Source organism: Vibrio sp. 1-1(7) (assembly GCF_013048485.1).
GTDB classification, from domain to species: domain Bacteria; phylum Pseudomonadota; class Gammaproteobacteria; order Enterobacterales; family Vibrionaceae; genus Vibrio; species Vibrio fujianensis.
The window spans coordinates 1-610 of record NZ_VHSP01000036.1; the positions used below are offsets into that span (position 1 = coordinate 1).

Sequence of the window (610 nt, forward strand, 5' to 3'; positions counted from 1 at the left end):
ATAACAAACGGTTCAAGAGGGATTCGCAACGCGCAGCATTTTTGTAATGCGTTGATTTTTGTGGTTTACGGTGTTGTGCGGTGAGTTGGTCGTTGCGTTGCTCACCCCTTAACCGGGCGTTATGTAATCGTAGAGAAAAAGACCGCAATATATTGAAAATTAAAGTATTTTTATGATTTTGCATTTTTAAGTGATCTTCTACTTTTTATATTGGATCATTCTAACTGATTGTTTTAATTCGTTATTTTTAAGGTTTGTAAAGTCATTTTTATTCATGTTGATTCGGTTTTCGTCTTCTTATTCTTCGAGTCTGTATTCTGAACTTAATGGTAAAATGGGTTTGCGTTCAGCTTGTCTATAGTCATGATCCGCAGAATCAAGTTACTTTTGTGGTTGCCAGAGTTTTTTCTACTGGGTCAATGCTGGCTTTTCGTGTAAGTTAAATCGTGTTTGGTGATGCTGTTTTTGTTAATGCTTTGAAATTATCCCCCTCTGGCAGGATAGTTGTCACTGTTAAAATTTAACCAGATTGGGCGGCAATGAGTTTATCGTGTCTCGTATCTCTACTGAAAGAAAAGAAGTAATACTCAAGAAGCTACTGCCTCCATCT

The 610-nt window shown here is 36.9% G+C and carries 1 protein-coding gene; it reads right to left on the reverse strand.

Translation table 11 applies throughout. The features are described from left to right. Positions 1 to 184: hypothetical protein (locus tag FKN05_RS16560; protein WP_212752324.1), on the reverse strand; the 184-nt coding region annotated here is incomplete at its 3' end. Between the last annotated feature and the right edge of the window lie 426 nt (positions 185 to 610).